Origin of the sequence: Mycobacterium sp. SMC-8 (genome assembly GCF_025263565.1) — a bacterium.
GTDB lineage: Bacteria > Actinomycetota > Actinomycetes > Mycobacteriales > Mycobacteriaceae > Mycobacterium.
The window spans coordinates 6,527,172-6,545,823 of the sequence record NZ_CP079865.1 but is presented as its reverse complement, the minus strand read 5'-3'; the positions used below and the strand labels follow the sequence as shown (position 1 = coordinate 6,545,823).

Here is an 18,652-nt window from a genome sequence, read left to right as displayed (position 1 = left end):
GCAGATACCCCCTGCCCGCGACCAGGACCAGCCCTCAACAGCCCAGCGAGGCACACCTACCCCAATTCATCAGTGGATCGAGGTTTAGGCTTTCTGCCATGACTTCTTCGTCCCCGTCAGGTCTGGGTGCCGAGTACGCCGACACCGCCAGCGAGGCCTACCGCGCCGCGCTGCGGGTGATCGAGTCCGTCGAGCCGCGCATCGCCGACGCCACCCGTAAAGAGCTTGCCGATCAACGGGATTCGCTCAAACTCATCGCCAGCGAGAACTACGCGTCTCCGGCGGTCCTGCTGACCATGGGCACGTGGTTCTCCGACAAGTACGCCGAAGGCACCGTCGGGCACCGGTTCTATGCGGCCTGCCAGAACGTCGACACCGTCGAGGCGCTGGCCGCCGAGCACGCCCGCGAGCTGTTCGGCGCGCAGTATGCCTACGCCCAGCCGCACTCCGGCATCGACGCCAACCTGGTCGCGTACTGGGCGATCCTGGCCACCCGTGTCGAGGCCCCCGGCCTCGCCGAGCTGGGCGCCAAGCACGTCAACGACCTGTCCGAGGCGGACTGGGAGAAGCTGCGGGCCAAACTCGGCAACCAGCGCCTGCTGGGCATGTCGCTGGACACCGGCGGGCATCTCACGCACGGGTTCCGCCCCAACATCTCCGGCAAGATGTTCCATCAGCGCCAGTACGGGACGGACCCGACCACCGGCTTCATCGACTACGGCGCCGTCGCCGCTGCTGCCCGCGAGTTCAAGCCGCTGGTGCTGGTCGCGGGCTACTCGGCGTACCCGCGCCGGATCAACTTCGCGAAGATGCGCGAGATCGCCGACGAGGTCGGCGCCACGCTGCTGGTGGACATGGCGCACTTCGCCGGCCTGGTGGCGGGCAAGGTGTTCACCGGCGACGAGGACCCGGTTCCGCACGCGCACGTCGTGACCACCACCACGCACAAGTCGCTGCGCGGCCCGCGCGGCGGCCTGGTGCTGGCCACCGAGGAGTACGCGCCCGCCGTGGACAAGGGCTGCCCGATGGTGCTCGGCGGCCCGCTGTCGCACGTGATGGCGGCCAAGGCCGTCGCGCTGGCCGAGGCCCGGCGGCCGGAGTTCCGCGAGTACGCCCAGGCCGTCGCCGACAACGCCCAGGCGCTGGCCGACGGCCTGCTCAAGCGGGACGCCGGGCTCGTGACCGGCGGCACCGACAACCATCTGGTGCTGCTGGACGTGACGTCGTTCGGGCTGACCGGGCGGCAGGCCGAGTCGGCGCTGTTGGACGCCGGCATCGTCACCAACCGCAACGCGGTCCCGGCCGATCCGAACGGCGCCTGGTACACCAGCGGTATCCGGTTCGGCTCACCCGCGCTGACCACCCGTGGTTTCGGCGCCGACGACTTCGACCGCGTTGCCGAACTCGTGGTGGAGGTGCTGAGCAATACCCAGCCCGCCGCCGGGCCGAATGGTCCGTCGAAGGCCAAGTACACGCTGGCCGACGGCACCGCCGAGCGGGTGCGCGCCGCCTCGGCCGAGTTGCTCGACGCAAACCCGCTCTACCCGGGGCTCACCCTCTGACGCTCTGATGCACGCCGAAATCGCATTCCACGCGGCCCTCGGGCGCGACAGGCCGCGTGGAATGCGATTTCGGCGGAGTGTCGGGGGTCAAGAATTTTACGATCCCCACAGAATTGGGTTACTGTAACCGCATGGCACAGAAACCTGTCGCTAATGCGCTGACTCTCGAACTCGAGCCCGTGGTGCTGCAGGAGTTGCGGCGCCACCTCGACACCGAGGACGTCTGGTTCGCCCACGACTATGTGCCGTTCGACCAGGGGGAGAACTTCGCCTTCCTCGGCGGTCGGGATTGGGAACCGTCGGACGTGAGCTTGCCCAAGCACGTCACCGACGCCCTCGAAATTCTGCTGATCACCAAGGACAACCTCGCCGGCTACCACCGCGAGCTCGTCGAACACTTCATCCTCGAGGACAAATGGGGCCGCTGGATGGGCCGCTGGACCGCCGAGGAGCACCTGCACGCGGTCGCGCTGCGCAACTACCTGGTGGTCACCCGCGAGGTCGACCCGGCCGCCAACGAGGACGTCCGCGTCCAGCACGTGATGAAGGGCTACCGCGCCGACACCTACACCCAGGTCGAGACGCTGGCGTTCATGGCGCTGTGGGAGCGCGCGCACGCGGTGTTCTGCCGCAACCTGGAGCAGCGGATCGACGAGCCGGTGCTCAAGGCGCTCGTCGGCCGGATCGCCAAGGACGAAGAGCGGCACGAGGAGTTCTTCGCCAACCTCGTCGCCCACTGCCTGACCTACACGCGCGACGAGACCGTTGCGGCCATCGCGCGCCGCGCCGCCGGTCTCGACGTCGTCGGCGGCGACATCGACGCCTACCAGGACAAGGTGGCCACGGTCGCCGAGGCGGACATCTTCGATCGCGACGACCTGCGCAAGGTCATCTCCGACCGCATCACCGCGTGGGGCGTGGCCGACGATCCGCAACTCGCGCAGTTCATCAGCTCTTAACGCACGCGACGCGCAGTCCCGGCGCGCCTGCAAGGCGTGGTTGCTGCAGCGGGAGTAGCGTCGATTCCGATGGCTAGCGACATGCTCTGCTGTCCGGGCGGTCCCGATTGAGAGGGCCGGCCCCGGTCCTGAGACCGCTTGTGTGTCCACCGAGAAGTTCGTGTGGGGCCGCAGGAACTCGCGCAGCCTCGAGGAGCGCTACGTGACTGATTCGCTCACCCGTCCGGACCGGCCATCCGAACTCCGGACCTACGTGCTCGACACCTCCGTGTTGCTGTCCGATCCCTGGGCCTTCACAAGGTTCGCCGAACACGAAGTGGTGGTCCCGCTGGTCGTCATCAGCGAGCTGGAAGCCAAACGTCACCACCACGAGTTGGGTTGGTTCGCCCGACAGGCCTTGCGCATGTTCGACGACCTACGCCTGGAACACGGCCGCCTCGACGAGCCCATTCCCGTTGGGACAGAAGGCGGTACGTTGCACGTCGAGCTGAACCACAGCGATCCCACGGTGCTGCCGGCCGGCTTTCGCAACGACAGCAACGACGCCCGGATCCTCACCGTGGCCGCCAACCTCGCCGCCGAGGGCAAGCGCGTCACGCTGGTCAGCAAGGACATCCCGCTGCGCGTGAAGGCCGGCGCGGTCGGCCTGCTCGCCGACGAATACCACGCCCAGGACGTGGTGACCTCCGGGTGGACCGGCATGACCGAGGTGGAGGTGGCCGGCGAGGACATCGACGCGCTCTTCGCCGACGGCGAGGTCGATCTCGAAGTCACCCGAGACCTGCCGTGCCACACCGGAATCCGCCTGCTGGGCAGCAACTCTCACGCACTCGGGCGCGTCAACGCCGACAAGTTGGTGCAGTTGGTACGAGGTGATCGCGAGGTGTTCGGCCTCCGGGGAAGGTCCGCCGAGCAGCGCGTCGCCCTCGATCTTCTGCTCGACGAATCGGTCGGCATCGTCTCGCTCGGCGGAAAAGCCGGCACCGGCAAGTCGGCCCTGGCGCTGTGCGCGGGCCTGGAAGCCGTGTTGGAGCGGCGCACCCAGCGCAAGGTCGTGGTGTTCCGCCCGCTCTACGCCGTCGGCGGACAGGACCTGGGGTATCTGCCCGGCAGCGAGAGCGAGAAGATGGGTCCCTGGGCCCAGGCCGTCTTCGACACCCTCGAAGGCCTCGCCAGCCCGGCCGTGCTGGAGGAAGTGCTGTCCCGCGGCATGCTCGAGGTACTGCCGCTGACCCACATCCGCGGGCGCTCGCTGCACGACTCCTTCGTGATCGTCGACGAAGCCCAGTCGCTGGAGCGCAACGTGCTGCTGACCGTGCTCTCACGGCTCGGCGCCGGGTCGCGGGTCGTCCTGACCCACGATGTGGCGCAACGGGACAACCTGCGCGTCGGCCGGCACGACGGGGTCGCCGCGGTGATCGAGAAGCTCAAAGGTCATCCGCTGTTCGCCCACATCACCCTGCTGCGCAGCGAGCGGTCGCCGATCGCGGCCCTGGTGACCGAGATGCTGGAGGAGATCAGCCCGGGCGCCCTGCCGTGACCCGACCGTTCCGACCGTGACGAGTGGATCCGGCGCGCAACGCGGCACCCAGCGTGCCTTCGCGCGCCGGTTCCGCTTCGTCGCGGTGGTGGCGGCGCTGGTGACGGGTGGTCTGGCCGGCCCCGTCGCTGCTCCCGCCGCCGCGTCCACGGCGGACTGCGCACGCGTCAAGTGCGTGGCACTGACGTTCGACGACGGCCCGGGCCCCTTCACCGACCGCCTTCTTCAGATACTGCGGGACAACGACGCTCGCGCGACGTTCTTCCTGATCGGCGACAAGGTGGCCGCCGACCCGGCCGCGGCCCGCCGCATCGCCGAAGCCGGAATGGAGATCGGCAATCACACGTGGCAGCACCCGGACATGACGACGCTGCCCCCGGAGGAGATCGCCGCGCAGCTGCGCTGGGCCACCGCGGCGATCCAGGCCGCGACGGGTCAGACCCCGACACTCGCGCGGACCGGTTTCGGCGCGATCGACGACACGGTGCTCGCCGAGGCGCGACGGCAGGGCCTGGCCGCGGTCAACTGGGACGTCGTGCCCCACGACTGGCAGCACGCCGCCGACACCGGGGCCACCCGCCGACTCCTGATGAGCCACATCCGCCCGGGATCGGTGGTGCTGCTGCACGATACGTTCGCGTCGACGGTCGAGCTGATGGCCGAGTTCCTGCCGGTGCTCACCGCCAACGGCTACCACCTGGTGACGGTCTCGCAGCTGCTCGGCCCACGGGCGCCCGGGAGCCTGTACGGCGGGCGCGCGAACGGTCCGCCGGCCTTCGATCTGACCGAGCCCGGGCGCTGAGCCCGCGTCAGCGCTGCTTGCACCCCTCGACCAGGAACCAGCCCGCCGCGGCCGCCCCCGACATCGCCAGCACGCGATCCGCGCCACCCCGGCTGCGTTTGGCCCTCGACAGGTCGACCAGCGAGGCCAGACCCAGCACGACGGCGCCGGTGCGCAGCGCGGGCTGGCTGGTGGCCGTCGTGACCAGAGTGCTTGGGGACGATGCGATTGCGGGGTCGGGATAAGCGGACACCGCACCTCCTGATTCCTGCCTGGGGGAGCGACCCGCCGCCACGTCCAGGCGCCGGCAGCGAGTCCGATGCCCCCTAATCTTGTGCCGGTCTTGACGATTCGTCAGGCGATTGGCAGATCTCGGGGGCAGGAATCAGTACTGGCGCCCGACCTCTGCTGTTGGCTCCTCGCGCTAGCGCTCGTCGCGCACCTTGGCCATTGCCAGCACGTCCAGCCGTCGGTCGAGCTCCTCTTCGGAGAGCTTCTCACCGATCAGGCCGCGGTCGATGACCGTCTGCCGGATCGTCTTCTTCTCCGCCAGCGCCTGCTTGGCGACCTTGGCCGCCTCCTCGTAGCCGATCGCGGAATTCAGCGGCGTCACGATCGACGGCGACGATTCCGCCAGCTCACGCAGGCGGTCCTCGTTGGCCACCAGGCCGTCGATGCACTTGGTGGCGAACAGCTTCGACACGTTCGACAGCAGCGTGAACGACTCCAGCACATTGCGGGCCATCATCGGGATGTAGACGTTGAGCTCGAAGGCGCCCGACAGCCCGCCGACGGTGACAGCCGCGTCGTTGCCGATGACCTGCGCGGCCACCTGGGTGACGGCCTCGGGGATGACGGGGTTGACCTTGCCCGGCATGATCGAGCTGCCCGGCTGCAGATCGGGCAGCTGCAGCTCGCCCAGGCCGGTCAGCGGGCCGGAACCCATCCACCGGATGTCGTTGGCGATCTTGGTCAGCGACACCGCGATTGTCTTCAGCGCGCCCGACGCCTCGACGAGTCCGTCGCGCGCGGCCTGGGCCTCGAAATTGTCGACCGCCGGACGCAATTCGGCGATGCCGGTCTGGTCGACGAGCACCTCGACCACCCTGGCCCCGAAGTCGTCCGGCGCGTTCAGCCCGGTGCCGACGGCCGTGCCGCCGATCGCCAGCTCGCCGAGTCGCGGCAGGGTCGCCTTGACCCTCTCGATGCCGGCCTGGATCTGGCGGGCGTAGCCGCCGAACTCCTGGCCCAGGGTCACCGGCACCGCGTCCATCAGGTGGGTGCGACCGGACTTCACCGTGGTGCGCCACTGCCGGGCCTTGGCCTCCAGCGACTCGTGCAGCACCTCCAGAGCCGGGATCAGATGGCGCACAGCGGCTTCGGTGGCTGCGATGTGAGTGGCGGTGGGGAAGGTGTCATTGGAGCTCTGCGACATGTTGACGTCGTCGTTCGGGTGCACCGTGACAGGAGGATCGAAGCCCGCGGCGATACTTGCGATCACCTCGTTGGTGTTCATGTTCGAGCTGGTGCCCGACCCGGTCTGGAACACGTCGATCGGGAATTGGTCGTCGTGGCGGCCGTCGGCGATCTCGGCCGCGGCGGCGATGATCGCGTCGGCCTTCTCCGCGGCCAGCAGGCCGAGGTCCTTGTTCACCTGAGCGCAGGCGCCCTTGAGCAGACCCAGCGCGCGGATCTGGGTGCGCTCCAGCGGCCGGAACGAGATCGGGAAGTTCTCCACCGCACGCTGGGTCTGGGCGCGCCACAGCGCGTTCTTGGGCACCCGGACCTCGCCCATGGTGTCGTGCTCGATGCGGTACTCGGCCTGGTTGTCAACGGCGCTGTTGTCGGCCATGCGGCTCCCTGTTCGTCTTGTGATAGGCGGGATGGTTACGGGTTACGGCAACGGATAGGCGGCGGTCTTGTCGCCGGTGAAGTTCACTGCGGAGTACTCGTTGAGTTTGGAGAGCCGGTGATAGGCCTCGATCATGCGGACGGTGCCCGACTTCGACCGCATCACGATCGACTGGGTGGTGCAGCCGCCCCCGAAGAACCGCACACCCTTGAGCAGATCACCGTCGGTGACGCCGGTGGCGCAGAAGAACACGTTCTCACCGGACACCAGGTCGGTGGTCGTCAGCACCCGGTCCAGGTCGTAGCCCCGGTCGACGGCCTTCTGGCGCTCCGCGTCGTCGGTGGGCGCCAGCGTGGCCTGGATCTCGCCGCCCATACACCGGATGGCCGCGGCGGTGATGATGCCCTCGGGGGTGCCGCCGATACCGACCAGCAGGTCGGTGCCCGAGTCGGGCCGGCACGCCGAGATGGCGCCGGCGACATCACCGTCGGAGATCAGCCGAATGCGGGCGCCTGCCTCACGCACCTCGGCCATCAGCTTGGTGTGGCGGGGGCGGTCCAGGATGCACACGGTGATGTCGGAGACCGATGCCTTGCGGACCTTGGCGATGCGCTGGATGTTCGCCGCGATCGGGGACGTGATGTCGATGAAGTCGGCGACGTCGGGCCCGGCGGCGATCTTGTTCATGTAGAACACCGCCGACGGGTCGAACATCGCGCCGCGTTCAGCGACCGCGAGGACCGAGATGGCGTTGGGCATCCCCTTGCTCATCAGCGTGGTGCCGTCGACCGGGTCGACGGCGAAGTCGCAGTCGGGCCCGTCGCCGTTGCCGACTTCCTCGCCGTTGTAGAGCATCGGCGCGTTGTCTTTCTCTCCCTCGCCGATGACGACCACGCCGCGCATCGACACGGAGTTCACCAACTGACGCATCGCGTCGACGGCCGCGCCGTCGCCGCCTTCCTTGTCGCCGCGGCCGACCCAGCGGCCCGCCGCCATCGCGCCGGCCTCGGTCACCCGCACGAGCTCAAGGGCGAGATTTCGGTCCGGGGCTTCACGCCGAGAGGTCGATGAGCCGCTTGCGCGATGAGCATCCGGTGAAGTCATGGGCAGATTGTCCCATTAGCGGGTTCACAATTGGGAGCTGGGATACTGGCAGCCATGACGATGCCGCCCGAGCCGGGCCACGAGGTCACCGGTGAACCCGGCACCGCAGGCCAGCGCCCTGTCGACTATGTCGTCACGCCGGTGGCGCCGCCCGCCAAGTCGCGGCTGCTGCAGGACGGCCGCGACATGTTCTGGTCGATGGCCCCGCTGGTGGTCGCCTGCCTGGTACTGGCCGGCCTGCTGGGCATGTGCTCGTTCGCCCCGACCGGTCCCGGCCCGGGGCCGGCGCCCGACTACGACGCGGCCGCCGCCCTGCGGGCCGACGCCGACGCGCTCGGCATCCCGATCCGGGTGCCGCAGCTGCCCGACGGTTGGCAGGCCAATTCGGGCAGCCGCAAGGGAATCGAGGGCGGCCGCACCGACCCGGTCACCGGTCAGTCCGTCCGCGCGGTCGGCGCTGTCGTCGGCTACCTGACCCCGAGCGGGATGTACCTCGGTGTCACCCAGAGCAACGCCGACGAGGACAAGCTCGTCGCGTCGTTCAGCCCCGAGCTGGTGCCGACCGGCGTTCAGGACGTCGACGGAGTCCGGTGGGTGGTCTACGAGGGCGGGGAGAGCGACGGCAAACCCAACGAGCCGGTGTGGACCGCGCAGGTCCGCGGACCGACCGGGCCCGCGCAACTCGCCGTGAGCGGCGCCGCGGGTACCGACGAGTACCGTACGCTGGCCGCGGCGACGCAATCCCAGGCGCCGCTGCCGGTCGCGTAACCCAGGAGAAGCCATGAGCGGACCAGAGGCAGATCTGCGCGGATGGACCGCCGAGCCGTTCACCGCGGCCGGCCTCAGCTATGACGTGTACCGCAAGGGAGAGGGCCCCGGCGTCGTGCTCATCCCGGAGATGCCCGGACTGCACCCGGGGGTGCTCGCCCTAGGGAATCATCTGGTGGACAACGGCTTCACGGTGTGGGCGCCGTCGCTGTTCGGCACGCCGGGCAAGCCGGCACTGAGTCCGGGGGCGCTGCCCGTGCTGGTGAAGGGGTGCATCGCCAAGGAGTTCGCGGCGTTCGCCACCAACGCCGACCGTCCGGTGGCGCACTACCTGCGCGCGCTCGCGCGGGAACTGAACGCACAGACGCCGGGGAAAGGCGTCGGGGTGATCGGTCAGTGCTTCACGGGCGGATTCGCCCTGGCCGCCGCGGTCGACGACGCCGTGCTCGCGCCGGTGATGAGCCAGCCGTCGCTACCGCTGCCGCTGACCCCGAGCCGGCGCCGCGACCCCGGTGTGTCGGAGGCCGAACTCAAGGTCATCGAGCGTCGCGCCGCCGACGAGGGATTGTGCGCGCTGGGCTTGCGCTTCAGCGAGGACCCGATGGCGCCGGCGGCGCGCTTGCGCACTCTCAAGTCCCGGCTCGGGGACGCGTTCGAGGTCATCGAGATCAGCTCCAAGCGGGGCAACCCCGACGGCATCGGCCGTGCGGCGCACTCGGTGCTCACCGATCAGGTGGTGGAACGCGACGGTCATCCCGCCTACGAGGCGCGCAAGCGCGTCGTCCAATTCCTCAAGGAGCGGCTGACTTAACCGGAGCCGATTTCGGTTTCCCCGGCAGCAGCCTGCGCCACCACGGGGTCTGCCGGGCCGCGTCGTCATCGGACCGGTCTGCGTCGGTGCCGGTGATGGACTCCATCGGCGCGCCCTTGTACACCACCCGGTGCACGCTGATCGTCGTCACGATGGCGATCATCAGCACCGGTCCCAGCACGATGCCGATGAAGCCGAACATCTGCAGGCCGGCGAACACCGAGAGCAGCATCAGCGCCGGATGCAGATGCGCGCTCCTGGGCACCAGGAACGGACGCAGCACGTTGTCGATGTTCGTGGTCACGACGATGTGGAAGATGATGACGAACAGGCCGCCCGCCGGATTGCCGAAGATGGCCATGCCGATGCCCAGCGGGATCGTCACGATGCCGCTGCCCAGTGGGATGAACGACAGCACGGTCAGGAAGATCACGAACATGAAGAAGCCGTCGTGGAGGCCCGCGACGTACACCGAGATCGCTCCGGCGACACCCTGACAGACGGCGATGATGAACTGCCCCTTGACCGTTGCCGACACCATCGCCCCGATCTTGTCCAGGTAGATGTCGGAGACCTGCTCTCCCAACGGGTTGAGGTCGCGGAACAGATCGAGCACCTTGGTGCCGTTGGTCAGCAGTGCCAGGAACACATAGATGAAGATGATCAGCCCGGTGACCGTGGCGACGATCCCGCCGACCGACTCGCGGGCGATATCCAGTGCGAACTCGCCGCCCTTCTGACCGACAGTGGCAAGCGCGTCACGCACCGAGTCCGGTGTCAGCCTGGTGTTCACGAAGGGGACACGGGCCAGCAGTTCGTTGGCCGAATCCAGCAGTCGCTGGGCCAGCGCGGTGAAGTCGGTCTGCTCGACCCAGTGCCCGATGCTCGTCACCATCTGGCTGATCTGCAGGAAGGCCAGGAAGGCGACACCCGCCAGCGGCAGCGCCACGGTCGCGATCGCGGCCAGCAGAGTCAGCGTCGCCGCAGCGGCCGGTCTCATCCGGCCACGCAGCCAGTTGAACAGCGGCGTGAACAGGTAGGCCAACACCGCCGATACCGCGATGAGCAGCACATAGCTGCGCAGGAAGTACACGCCGAACGCCACCGCCACCACCGTCAGCACCGCCAGCGCGCGCTTCTGGGTGAGGGTGAACTCGTTTCTCATGCACGCCCTCCCGACCCCGCCCGTTCGGATGCCGAACGCAACCCTATCCGCTGTCGGTGGTACGGGACGGGTATCTCCCCACCTGCCGGGAGCGCTGCCGGCTGACGAATTTCATCGCGAACCGGTTCATCACGGCTGGGGCCAGCCGGGCGAACCACCATTGAGCTTGTGCGGCAGCTGGTTTGACGAGGATGGCCTTGTTGCGGTCGATCGCGCGCAGCGTGTCGCACGCCAACCGGTCGGCGTCGTAGGCTTTGCCTCCCTGGGCCTGCAGGAAGTAGTCGCGGCCCACGAACCCGCCCACGGCGCCCTTGTCCAGGATCGGGGTCTCCACGGCGGCGGGGCAGACCACCAGCACACCCACCCCGCGCGGCACCGCCTCTGATCGCAGCGCCATCGAGAGGCCGACGACGGCGTGTTTGGTCGCCACATAGCTGGTCACCTGGCCGGCAGCGGCCAGGCCGGCCATCGACGCGGTGTTGATGATGTGTCCGTGGCCCTGACGAAGCATCTGCGGGTACGCCCCCGCCACCCCGTGCACGACGCCGCGCAGGTTCACGTCGATGATCGCGTTCCACTGGTCCAGGGTCAGCAGCTCGGTGTCGCCGCCCCACACGATGCCGGCGTTGTTGAACATCAGGTCCAGTCGGCCCTCCCGCGCCACCACCTCGTCGACGACGGCCTGCACCGCGGCGGCGCCGGTGACGTCCAGGCCTACCGCCCGGGCCCGCGGGCTCAGTGTCGACACCACCGCCTCGGCCGCCGCGAGATCGATGTCGGTGCACACGACGTGGTCCCCGGCCCGATCGAGGGCCCGGCACAGCGCGGCACCGATCCCGGACCCGCCGCCCGTGACTACTGCGTGTCTTGCTCCTCGCGTCCGCACTGCCTGTCTCACGAGGACTGTTCCACCAGCTTCATCACGTGGCCCATGACGTCGGGGTAGCGCTTCAGGTGAGCGCCACCGTTGATGTCGAGCACCTCGCCGGTCAACCAGGCCGAGCCCGGGTCACACAGGTAGACAACGGCATTCGCGATGTCCTCGGGCGTGCCGGCGCGGCCGAGCGCGGTGTTGTCGACATAGTCCTCGACCACACCGGGCACCGATGCGGCGGCGGCGGTCAGCGGTGTGTGCACGAAACCGGGCGCGACCGCGTTGACGCGGATGCCGCGCGGCCCCATCTCCAGGGCGGCGACCTGGGTGAGCATCGACAGCCCAGCCTTGGCCGCGCAGTAGGCGCTCATCCCGGCCGCCGGCTGGCGGCCGTTGAGCGAGCTGATCTGCACCAGCGAGCCACCTTCGCGCAGATGCCTGCCGGCGTGTTTGGTCACGATGAACGCCCCGTTGAGGCAGACGTCGATGACCGCACGGAAGTCCGCCGCGGGCATGTCGGTGATCAGTCCGACGTTGCTGAACCCCGCGCAGTTCACCGCGATGTCGAGTGGCCCGACGCAGTCGAACAGCCGCTCCACCGAGTCCTCGTCGGTCACGTCGACGTACGCCGCGTCGTGCGGATCGCCAAGCTCGGCGGCGCGCTCGCGGGCCGCCTCGTGGTTGCGGTCCGCGACCGTCACCTGGCATCCCCGGCCTGCAAGCGCCGTCGCGGTCGCCCAGCCGATACCGGACGCGCCGCCGACGACGACCGCCCTGCGGTCCCCACCGGCGGTCCGCACGCTGCCGTTGCTCATCCGGTTGGCCTTTCGACGACGGAATTGACGCGTTCTAAAGTCACACCCCGAACCCGAAAGCGCAATAGCCATGGTGTGACTGGCAGACTCTGGCGGGTGACCGAGTTGAAGATGTCCGAGTCGATCTTCGTGGCCGCCTCACCCGATGAGGTTTACGCGCTGGTGTCCGACATCACCCGAATGGGTGACTGGGCTCCGATCTGCAAGGCCTGTTGGTGGGACGAGGGGGCCGGACCGTCGGTCGGGTCATGGTTCACCGGGCGCAACGAGACCCCGGAGCGGACGTGGGAGACGAGGTCTGCGGTCGTCGCCGCCGACCCCGGCCGCAAGTTCGCCTGGGAGGTCAACAACGGCTGGGTGTACTGGGGCTACGAGATGGCCGACGAGAACGGCGGCACCCTCCTCACCGAGTCGTGGGAACTCTTGCCCAAAGGGGTGAGCGGATTCCACGAACGTTTCGGTGACACCACCGAGGCAGAGATCCGCACGCGCAGCGAGGCGGCCCGCAGCGGGATCCCTGCCACGCTCGCGGCGATCAAGCAGACCGCCGAGAATGCCTGACGGCGCTCACCGCCGCAGGTCCGTCCTCGCGCCGTCGTAGTCAGCGGCACCGGTCGGCCCTCGGACCGGAACGGATCTCCAGCAAATTTGCGTTCGGAACGAGTTTTTGCGTTAGCGTCTGGTGACACACCGGCGTAGGCGTGCCGGAACGAAGCGGGGCAACGAGCAGTGGTAAGGCGGGTGAACGCTGCGGGGGCGGGCCGTGTCCGGCCTTCGGCGTGGGCGGCATGGCGGCTCCGATCGGTATGACGGTCGGGCTGGCAATCCTGATCGTGGTCGACGGAGGCGGTGCGGTGCCGCCGCTGATCGACGACCTCGTCATCCTGGGGCTGTCGACCTACACCACCGGGTGCGCCATCCTCGCGGCTCGATCGCTGCAGGGGCGGATGCGTGCCGCGTGGTTGATGATGGCGGCGGCGCTGGCCGCGTGGGCGCTCGCGGACATGATCTGGTTCGCCTCCGAGTTTGTGTTCCACGTCGAGCCCTTCCCGTCACCGGCGGACTTCTTCTACCTGGCGTGTGCTGGCCGTCCCGGCCGTGCTGGCGATGGCGCCGTCGGACCACTGGTCCCGGCAAGCGGCCAGGCTGCGCATCGCGCTCGACGGCGTCACGATCGCGCTGTGCACGTTCTTCTTGGCCTGGATCTTTGCGCTGACGAGCGTGTACGACACCTACCGCGAAGACCGATTGGCGCTGGGGCTGGCCTTCTTCTACCCCGCGGCCGACATCGTGATCCTGGCGGTGACGGTCGCGGTGCTCGCCCGTGTCGACGTCCGGCACCGCGCGGTGCTGGTACTGCTCGCCGGGGGTTTTGCGCTGATGACGATCACCGACAGCGCGTTCGCCTACGCCGTCGCAGTGGGCAGCTACCAGACAGGTGGTTACCTCGTCATCGGTTGGGCCCTGCCTCTTGTGGCGGTCTGTGCCGCCGCTGCGCTGGCTCGCAAGACGCCGCCGCCCCGCGCGCAGACGGTCTCGGTTCCGTCCAACACCTCGCTGTGGGCGCCGTACGTGCCGCTACTGTTGGCCGGGACGGTGGCCCCGCCGCTGATCATGTCGGGCATGGAGTCCTTCGTCGTTCCGATGGTTGCCGTCGCGGTGTGCTGCAGACAAGCGGTGTCAGCCTGGGAGAACCGGCAATTGTTGAGCGCCGTGGCCGATCAAGCCTTCCGAGATCCTTTGACCGGTTTGGCCAACACGGCGCTGTTCCACGACCGGCTGACCCACGCGTTGACGATGCAGTCCCGTGACGACCGGGTGGTGGTCGTGGCCATGCTGGATCTCGACGATTTCTCGTTCGTCAACGAGAACCTGGGACATCCGGCGGCAGACCGGCTGCTGGTGCACGCCGGCCGCCGGATCGCGGCCTGCCTGCGGCCCGGCGACACAGTCGGCCGCCGCGGCGGCGACGAATTCGTGTTGCTGCTGGAGGGCGACGTCGACGACTCCCGCCGGATCCTGCGTTGGGCTGTCGAGACCTTCGACGAGCCGTTCACCGTCGACGGGCAGCAAGTGTCGATCCGATGCCGGGTCGGAGTGGCCGTAGCGTCACCGCACGACCGGGATCTCACCCCCGACACCTTGCTGGAACGCGCCGCCATTGCGGTGCGCGCCGCGAAGGACTCGCGTTCCTCGCACGTCCGCTTCTTCCATGTCGGCATGGCGACCTGGCAGCCCGCCGACGACACCGATCGGGTCTCGGGCGGCGGCGCGGCCAGGGTCCGCCTGCTGGGTGAGCTGCGCGCTGCCGTCGACAACGGCGAACTGGACCTCGCCTATCAGCCCAAGGTAGACCTGCGCACCGCCCGCATCGCCGGCGTCGAAGCGCTGTTGCGGTGGCCGCATCCGGAGTTGGGGTTGTTGCACCCCGGTGCCTTCATGCAGCTGGTCCGTGAGCACGGCCTGATGCGCCCGGTGACCGACCTGGTGATCGACAAGGTGCTCGACGACGCGGCGCGGTGGGTGGCGGCCGGCACTCAGATGCCCGTCGCGGTGAACCTGTTCGCCCCCTATCTGCGCGACACCGGGTTGCCGGAGAGGCTGGCTCAGGCGCGGCACGACCGGAACCTGGACGCCGAGCTGTTGACCGTCGAAATCACCGAGGATCTCGTCATCAAGGATCTCGACCTGGTCACCGTCGTCCTCCAGCAGCTTCGCGGGCATGGAATTCGGGTCGCCATCGACGACTTCGGTAGTGGGTACTCGGCCTTGTCGTACCTGCGGGATCTGGTGATCGACGAGATCAAACTCGACCGCCACTTCATCGCTTCGGTGACCACCGACCACCGGGCGGCCACCGTGGTGCGTGCGGTCATCGAGCTCACCCACGGGCTGGGGATGACGGTCGTGGCCGAGGGTATCGAGAATTGTGCCACCGCGGAGTGGCTGCGTGACAGCGGATGCGACGGCGGCCAGGGCTTCTACTTCGGCAGGCCGATCGACGCCTCCGCCGTGCCGGATCTGGTCCGATGGGCCGGCCAGCTCACCTGATCGGCCCGAGTCACCGCGCCGTGCAGCGGAATCCGATGTGGCTCATGCCGGTGTCCACCGGCTGCGGCCTGCGCGCCGCAGGGCGATACCGCATGCAATAGCTGTCGGCGCACAGGAACGAACCACCCTTGACGACCCTGCGCGGCACCTTGAACTGTGGCTGATGAGGATCGTAACTTTCTGCCTCACAACTGGATCGCGTACCCGGGCGGTCAGAGTACCAATCAGTTGTCCACTCCCAGACGTTGCCCGCCATGTCGAACAACCCGTAGCCGTTCGGTGGGAAACTGCCGACCGGGCGGGTGCGCCCGTAGCCGCGGTCGGGCCGCCACGGGAACTCACCGTGCCAGTAGTTCGCCAGCCGTTGCCCAGGCCGTTCGGGATCGTCGCCCCATGTGTACGTCGCACCGGACAGCCCGCCGCGGGCCGCGGTCTCCCACTGTGCCTCGGTGGGCAACCCCAGCCCTGCCCATGCGGCGTAGGCTGCGGCGTCCTCGAATGCGACGTGCACCACGGGATGGTCGGCCCGCCGTTCGATCGACGACGACGGGCCCGCCGGGTGGCGCCAGCATGCGCCCGGTGTCCACGTCCACCACAGGTTGAGATGGCGCAGATTCACCGGGCCCGCGGTTCTGGTGAACACCATCGAACCGGGCTGCAGGTTCTCCGTCGGCGCGCCCGGGTAGTCGTCAGGGTTGAGCGGGCGCTCGGCGACCGTGAGATAGCCTGTCGCAGCGACGAATTCGGCGAACTGGGCATTGGTCACCTGCTTGGGCTGGATCCAGAACCCGGCGACGGCGACGGCCCGCGCGGGCCTTTCCTCGGGGTAGTGCGCGTCGGATCCGAGCACGCAGGTCTGTTCCGGGATCCACACCATGCCGACACCGGGCTCAGGCAAAGATCCTGGTCCAATCGCTGCGCATGCTGGCCACCACCCAGCCGTGCGGACCCGCCAGGTCAAGCGCCTTCTCGGCGCCCGCGCTGTAGTCGAATTCGCGGTCGGCGTCGTCGTGGCGCACGAGCACCGACATCGACGGGCCGGCGCCCGCGCCGGTGAACTGCAGCATCTCGATGTCGCCGTTGGAGTTTCCCGCCGCGAAGATCGGACGTCGGCCGATCCTGGCCCAGATGCGGACCGGCTTGACCGGACCGTCGTCGAAGAACTCCGGTTGCGCGGTGGTGATCAGACTGCCGTTCTGATAGATCAGCCCGACGGAGCTGCCGATCACGCGTTCGGGCGGGATGCCGTACATCTGTCCCGTCACCGCGCGCATGAAATCGCGTCCGCCGCCGGAGACGATGTAGTTGGTGAAGCCGTGTGACTCCAGGAAGCGCAGCAACTCGATCATCGGCGCGTAGCCGCACGCGGTGTACGGCCGGTCGAGCGTCGGATGCCGGGTATCGGCGAAGAACGCGTTCACCCGCGCCGCGTGATCCTCGACGGTGATCGACACATTGGCCGAGAGAATCGCTGCGGCAAGGGTTTTGAGATCGGAGTCGTCCCCCTGTTAGTGCCTGCTCACCGCGTCGCCGAACCAAGCCAGATCACCCTCGGCCGCTGCGCGGTACGGCTGACGCGCGGTCAGCGACGGGTCCGCAGCGGCCTGGGCGGCCAGCCGGCGGATCAGGAAGTCCAGTTGGACGTATGCCGGTTTCTCACACCACAGGGTGCCGTCGTTGTCGAAGACGGCGACTCGCTCCTGCGGGTCGACCTGCCGGGCGGCGTCTTCGGCGAACGCGATGATCGCGGCCTTGGCGGGGCCCTCGTTCCAGGTTTCGAGCATCTAGTCCTTCGCCAGGAATTCCTGCAGCTTCTCGAGCGCCTGATCGATGGTGAAGCTCGCCGGCGGATGCCTGGGTGGGAACTCCTTGAACGACTCGAGGTACTGCGTGACGATCACGCTCGCGTAGAAGACGAGAAACGCCCGCCGGAACATCCAGTCGTAGTACGTGTTCGAGGTGATGTCGGCGCGCTCGAACGGGTCGGTGCGCAGGTTGAACAGCTTGGGCACCCGCAGCGGTGTGAACGGTTCGGCCCAGACCTGCAGGGTGCCCGGGCAGCGTTGCTCCTGGAACACCACCTTCCAATTGTCGTAGCGCAGTCCCAGGACGTCGCAGTCGTCGGAGAAGTAGACGAAACCTTTACGCGGGCTCTCGCTATCCTGCCCGGTCAGGTAGGGGAGCAGGTTGTATCCGTCGATGTGGACCTTGTATTCGGTCTCACCGTCGGCGCCGGCCCTGTGCCCCTTCTTGAGCTTCTCGACGATGTCGGGGTCGCCGGCTGCGGCGAGGAAGGTCGGCAACCAGTCATGATGCTGCACAATCTCGTTCGAGACGGAGCCGGCGGCGATCTTGCCCGGCCAGCGGATCAGCTCCGGCACCCGGAAGGCGCCCTCCCAATTCGTGTTCTTCTCGCTGCGGAACGGGGTGGTGGCGCCGTCCGGCCAGGTGTTGGCATGCGGACCGTTGTCGGTGGAGTAGACGACGATGGTGTCCTCGGCGATGCCGAGCTCATCCACGGCGTCGAGTAGCTGTCCCACGTTGCGGTCGTGGTCGATCATCGTGTCGTGGTAGGGCGACTGCCACCGGCCGGCCTGACCGATACTCTCCGGCTTGGTGTGGGTGAACGCGTGCATGTGCGTCGTGTTCATCCACACGAAGAACGGGATATCGGCCTCCACCTGCCGTTTGATGAAGTCGACGCACGCCCCGGTGGTCTCGTCGTCGATGGTCTCCATCCGCTTCCGCGTCAGCGGGCCGGTGTCCTCGATGCGCTGCTTGCCGACCGGCCCCCACCGCGGGTCGTCGGGCTCGGTGGACACCTCCGCGGTCGCCCAGCTGTGGATCACACCGCGCGGCCGCGCGGCTTCGTACATCCGCGGAAACTGATCCTGGGACGGGTAGTCCGGGCTTTCGGGTTCCTCCTCGGCGTTCAGGTGATACAGGTTGCCGAAGAACTCGTCGAAGCCGTGCACCGTCGGCAGATATTTGTTCAGATCGCCGAAATGGTTCTTGCCGAACTGGCCCGTCGCGTAGCCCAGCGGTTTGAGCAGTTCTGCGATCGTCGGGTCCTCGGCCGCCCAGCCGATGTCGGCTCCCGGCACGCCGACCTTGCTCATTCCCGTGCGATACACGCTCTGCCCGCTGATGAACGCCGCCCGTCCCGCCGTACAGCTCTGCTCGCCGTAGGAGTCGGTGAAACGCATGCCCTCGGCGGCGAAGCGGTCGATGTTCGGGGTGCGGTAACCCATCAGACCGTCGCTGTAGCAGCTGAGATTGGTGATGCCGATGTCGTCGCCCCAGATGACGAGAATGTTCGGTTTTCCGTTCGGCATGGCGACTCCTCCGCCGATCGACTCCTTCGTCGACC

General features: G+C 68.2%; 16 protein-coding genes and 1 pseudogene. 8 read left to right on the top strand and 9 right to left on the bottom strand.

The features are described from left to right. Positions 1–98 precede the first annotated feature (98 nt). The 4 genes from KXD97_RS31425 (at position 99) to KXD97_RS31410 (ending at position 4,863) form a co-directional block, all read left to right on the top strand. Positions 99–1,562, top strand: coding sequence for a glycine hydroxymethyltransferase (locus KXD97_RS31425; protein WP_260754879.1), 1,464 nt, complete (start codon positions 99–101; stop codon positions 1,560–1,562). A 131-nt stretch (positions 1,563–1,693) separates the two neighbouring features. Beyond that, a complete protein-coding gene (locus KXD97_RS31420) occupies positions 1,694–2,521 on the top strand; it encodes an acyl-ACP desaturase (RefSeq protein WP_260754878.1) in 828 nt (275 codons plus the stop codon). 202 nt (positions 2,522–2,723) lie between these two features. After that, complete coding sequence (locus KXD97_RS31415; protein WP_260754877.1) at positions 2,724–4,061, top strand: PhoH family protein; 1,338 nt, start codon at positions 2,724–2,726, stop codon at positions 4,059–4,061. A 16-nt stretch (positions 4,062–4,077) separates the two neighbouring features. Further along, on the top strand, positions 4,078–4,863 hold the full coding sequence (locus KXD97_RS31410) for a polysaccharide deacetylase family protein (protein WP_260754876.1): 786 nt from the start codon (positions 4,078–4,080) through the stop codon (positions 4,861–4,863). Between the two features lie 7 nt (positions 4,864–4,870). Here the strand turns inward: KXD97_RS31410 and KXD97_RS31405 are convergent, their stop codons facing one another. The 3 genes from KXD97_RS31405 to glpX all read right to left on the bottom strand — a co-directional run bounded on the left by KXD97_RS31405 (position 4,871) and on the right by glpX (position 7,798). Beyond that, on the bottom strand, positions 4,871–5,095 hold the full coding sequence (locus KXD97_RS31405) for a hypothetical protein (RefSeq protein ID WP_260754875.1): 225 nt from the start codon (positions 5,093–5,095) through the stop codon (positions 4,871–4,873). Between the two features lie 171 nt (positions 5,096–5,266). Beyond that, entirely contained in the window at positions 5,267–6,694 is a 1,428-nt protein-coding gene (locus KXD97_RS31400; protein WP_260754874.1) for a class II fumarate hydratase, read from the bottom strand. Between the two features lie 42 nt (positions 6,695–6,736). After that, the gene (gene glpX, locus KXD97_RS31395; RefSeq protein WP_260754873.1) at positions 6,737–7,798 is read right to left on the bottom strand and encodes a class II fructose-bisphosphatase; all 1,062 of its coding nucleotides are present in this window, start codon (positions 7,796–7,798) and stop codon (positions 6,737–6,739) included. Positions 7,799–7,852: 54 nt separating this feature from the next. Here glpX and KXD97_RS31390 point away from each other — a divergent pair, with 54 nt between their 5' ends. Together KXD97_RS31390 and KXD97_RS31385 are read left to right on the top strand one after the other, a co-directional pair. Next, entirely contained in the window at positions 7,853–8,566 is a 714-nt protein-coding gene (locus KXD97_RS31390; protein ID WP_260754872.1) for a DUF4245 domain-containing protein, read from the top strand. Positions 8,567–8,579: 13 nt separating this feature from the next. Next, entirely contained in the window at positions 8,580–9,377 is a 798-nt protein-coding gene (locus tag KXD97_RS31385; RefSeq protein ID WP_260754871.1) for a dienelactone hydrolase family protein, read from the top strand. Here KXD97_RS31385 and KXD97_RS31380 read toward each other — a convergent pair. Genes KXD97_RS31380 through KXD97_RS31370 form a run of 3 tightly spaced genes read right to left on the bottom strand, consistent with a single transcriptional unit; the run spans position 9,358 to position 12,231 of the window. Continuing rightward, entirely contained in the window at positions 9,358–10,542 is a 1,185-nt protein-coding gene (locus KXD97_RS31380) for an AI-2E family transporter (protein ID WP_260754870.1), read from the bottom strand. The two genes, KXD97_RS31385 and KXD97_RS31380, sit on opposite strands and share 20 nt — an antisense overlap. 43 nt (positions 10,543–10,585) lie before the next feature. Then, the gene (locus KXD97_RS31375; protein ID WP_260758249.1) at positions 10,586–11,428 is read right to left on the bottom strand and encodes an SDR family oxidoreductase; all 843 of its coding nucleotides are present in this window, start codon (positions 11,426–11,428) and stop codon (positions 10,586–10,588) included. 8 nt (positions 11,429–11,436) lie between these two features. Continuing rightward, positions 11,437–12,231, bottom strand: coding sequence for an SDR family NAD(P)-dependent oxidoreductase (locus tag KXD97_RS31370; protein WP_260754869.1), 795 nt, complete (start codon positions 12,229–12,231; stop codon positions 11,437–11,439). Between the two features lie 96 nt (positions 12,232–12,327). Between KXD97_RS31370 and KXD97_RS31365 the strand changes: the two genes are divergently transcribed. Further along, complete coding sequence (locus KXD97_RS31365; RefSeq protein ID WP_260754868.1) at positions 12,328–12,792, top strand: SRPBCC family protein; 465 nt, start codon at positions 12,328–12,330, stop codon at positions 12,790–12,792. Positions 12,793–13,311: 519 nt separating this feature from the next. After that, positions 13,312–15,282, top strand: a complete 1,971-nt coding sequence (locus tag KXD97_RS31360) for a bifunctional diguanylate cyclase/phosphodiesterase (protein ID WP_260754867.1) — start codon at positions 13,312–13,314, stop codon at positions 15,280–15,282. Positions 15,283–15,292: 10 nt separating this feature from the next. Here the strand turns inward: KXD97_RS31360 and KXD97_RS31355 are convergent, their stop codons facing one another. The 3 genes and pseudogenes from KXD97_RS31355 to KXD97_RS31345 form a co-directional block, all read right to left on the bottom strand. After that, positions 15,293–16,159 carry a formylglycine-generating enzyme family protein gene (locus KXD97_RS31355; protein WP_260754866.1) on the bottom strand — a complete coding sequence of 289 codons (867 nt, stop codon included), beginning with the start codon at positions 16,157–16,159 and terminating at the stop codon, positions 15,293–15,295. Between the two features lie 13 nt (positions 16,160–16,172). Further along, positions 16,173–17,066: pseudogene (locus tag KXD97_RS31350) on the bottom strand (HAD family hydrolase). Further along, positions 17,067–18,617: an arylsulfatase gene (locus KXD97_RS31345; protein WP_260754865.1), complete on the bottom strand. Its 1,551-nt coding sequence runs from the start codon at positions 18,615–18,617 to the stop codon at positions 17,067–17,069. It abuts the pseudogene before it with no gap. Positions 18,618–18,652 lie beyond the last annotated feature (35 nt).

Bases quoted from the DNA above. Each gene is read 5' to 3' on its own strand.
- KXD97_RS31425 (WP_260754879.1), top strand. From the start codon at position 99: ATGACTTCTTCGTCCCCGTCAGGTCTGGGTGCCGAGTACGCCGACACC.
- KXD97_RS31420 (WP_260754878.1), top strand. From the start codon at position 1,694: ATGGCACAGAAACCTGTCGCTAATGCGCTGACTCTCGAACTCGAGCCC.
- KXD97_RS31400 (WP_260754874.1), bottom strand. From the start codon at position 6,694: ATGGCCGACAACAGCGCCGTTGACAACCAGGCCGAGTACCGCATCGAG.
- glpX (WP_260754873.1), bottom strand. From the start codon at position 7,798: ATGACTTCACCGGATGCTCATCGCGCAAGCGGCTCATCGACCTCTCGG.
- KXD97_RS31390 (WP_260754872.1), top strand. From the start codon at position 7,853: ATGACGATGCCGCCCGAGCCGGGCCACGAGGTCACCGGTGAACCCGGC.
- KXD97_RS31385 (WP_260754871.1), top strand. From the start codon at position 8,580: ATGAGCGGACCAGAGGCAGATCTGCGCGGATGGACCGCCGAGCCGTTC.
- KXD97_RS31380 (WP_260754870.1), bottom strand. From the start codon at position 10,542: ATGAGAAACGAGTTCACCCTCACCCAGAAGCGCGCGCTGGCGGTGCTG.
- KXD97_RS31370 (WP_260754869.1), bottom strand. From the start codon at position 12,231: ATGAGCAACGGCAGCGTGCGGACCGCCGGTGGGGACCGCAGGGCGGTC.
- KXD97_RS31355 (WP_260754866.1), bottom strand. From the start codon at position 16,159: ATGGTGTGGATCCCGGAACAGACCTGCGTGCTCGGATCCGACGCGCAC.
- KXD97_RS31345 (WP_260754865.1), bottom strand. From the start codon at position 18,617: ATGCCGAACGGAAAACCGAACATTCTCGTCATCTGGGGCGACGACATC.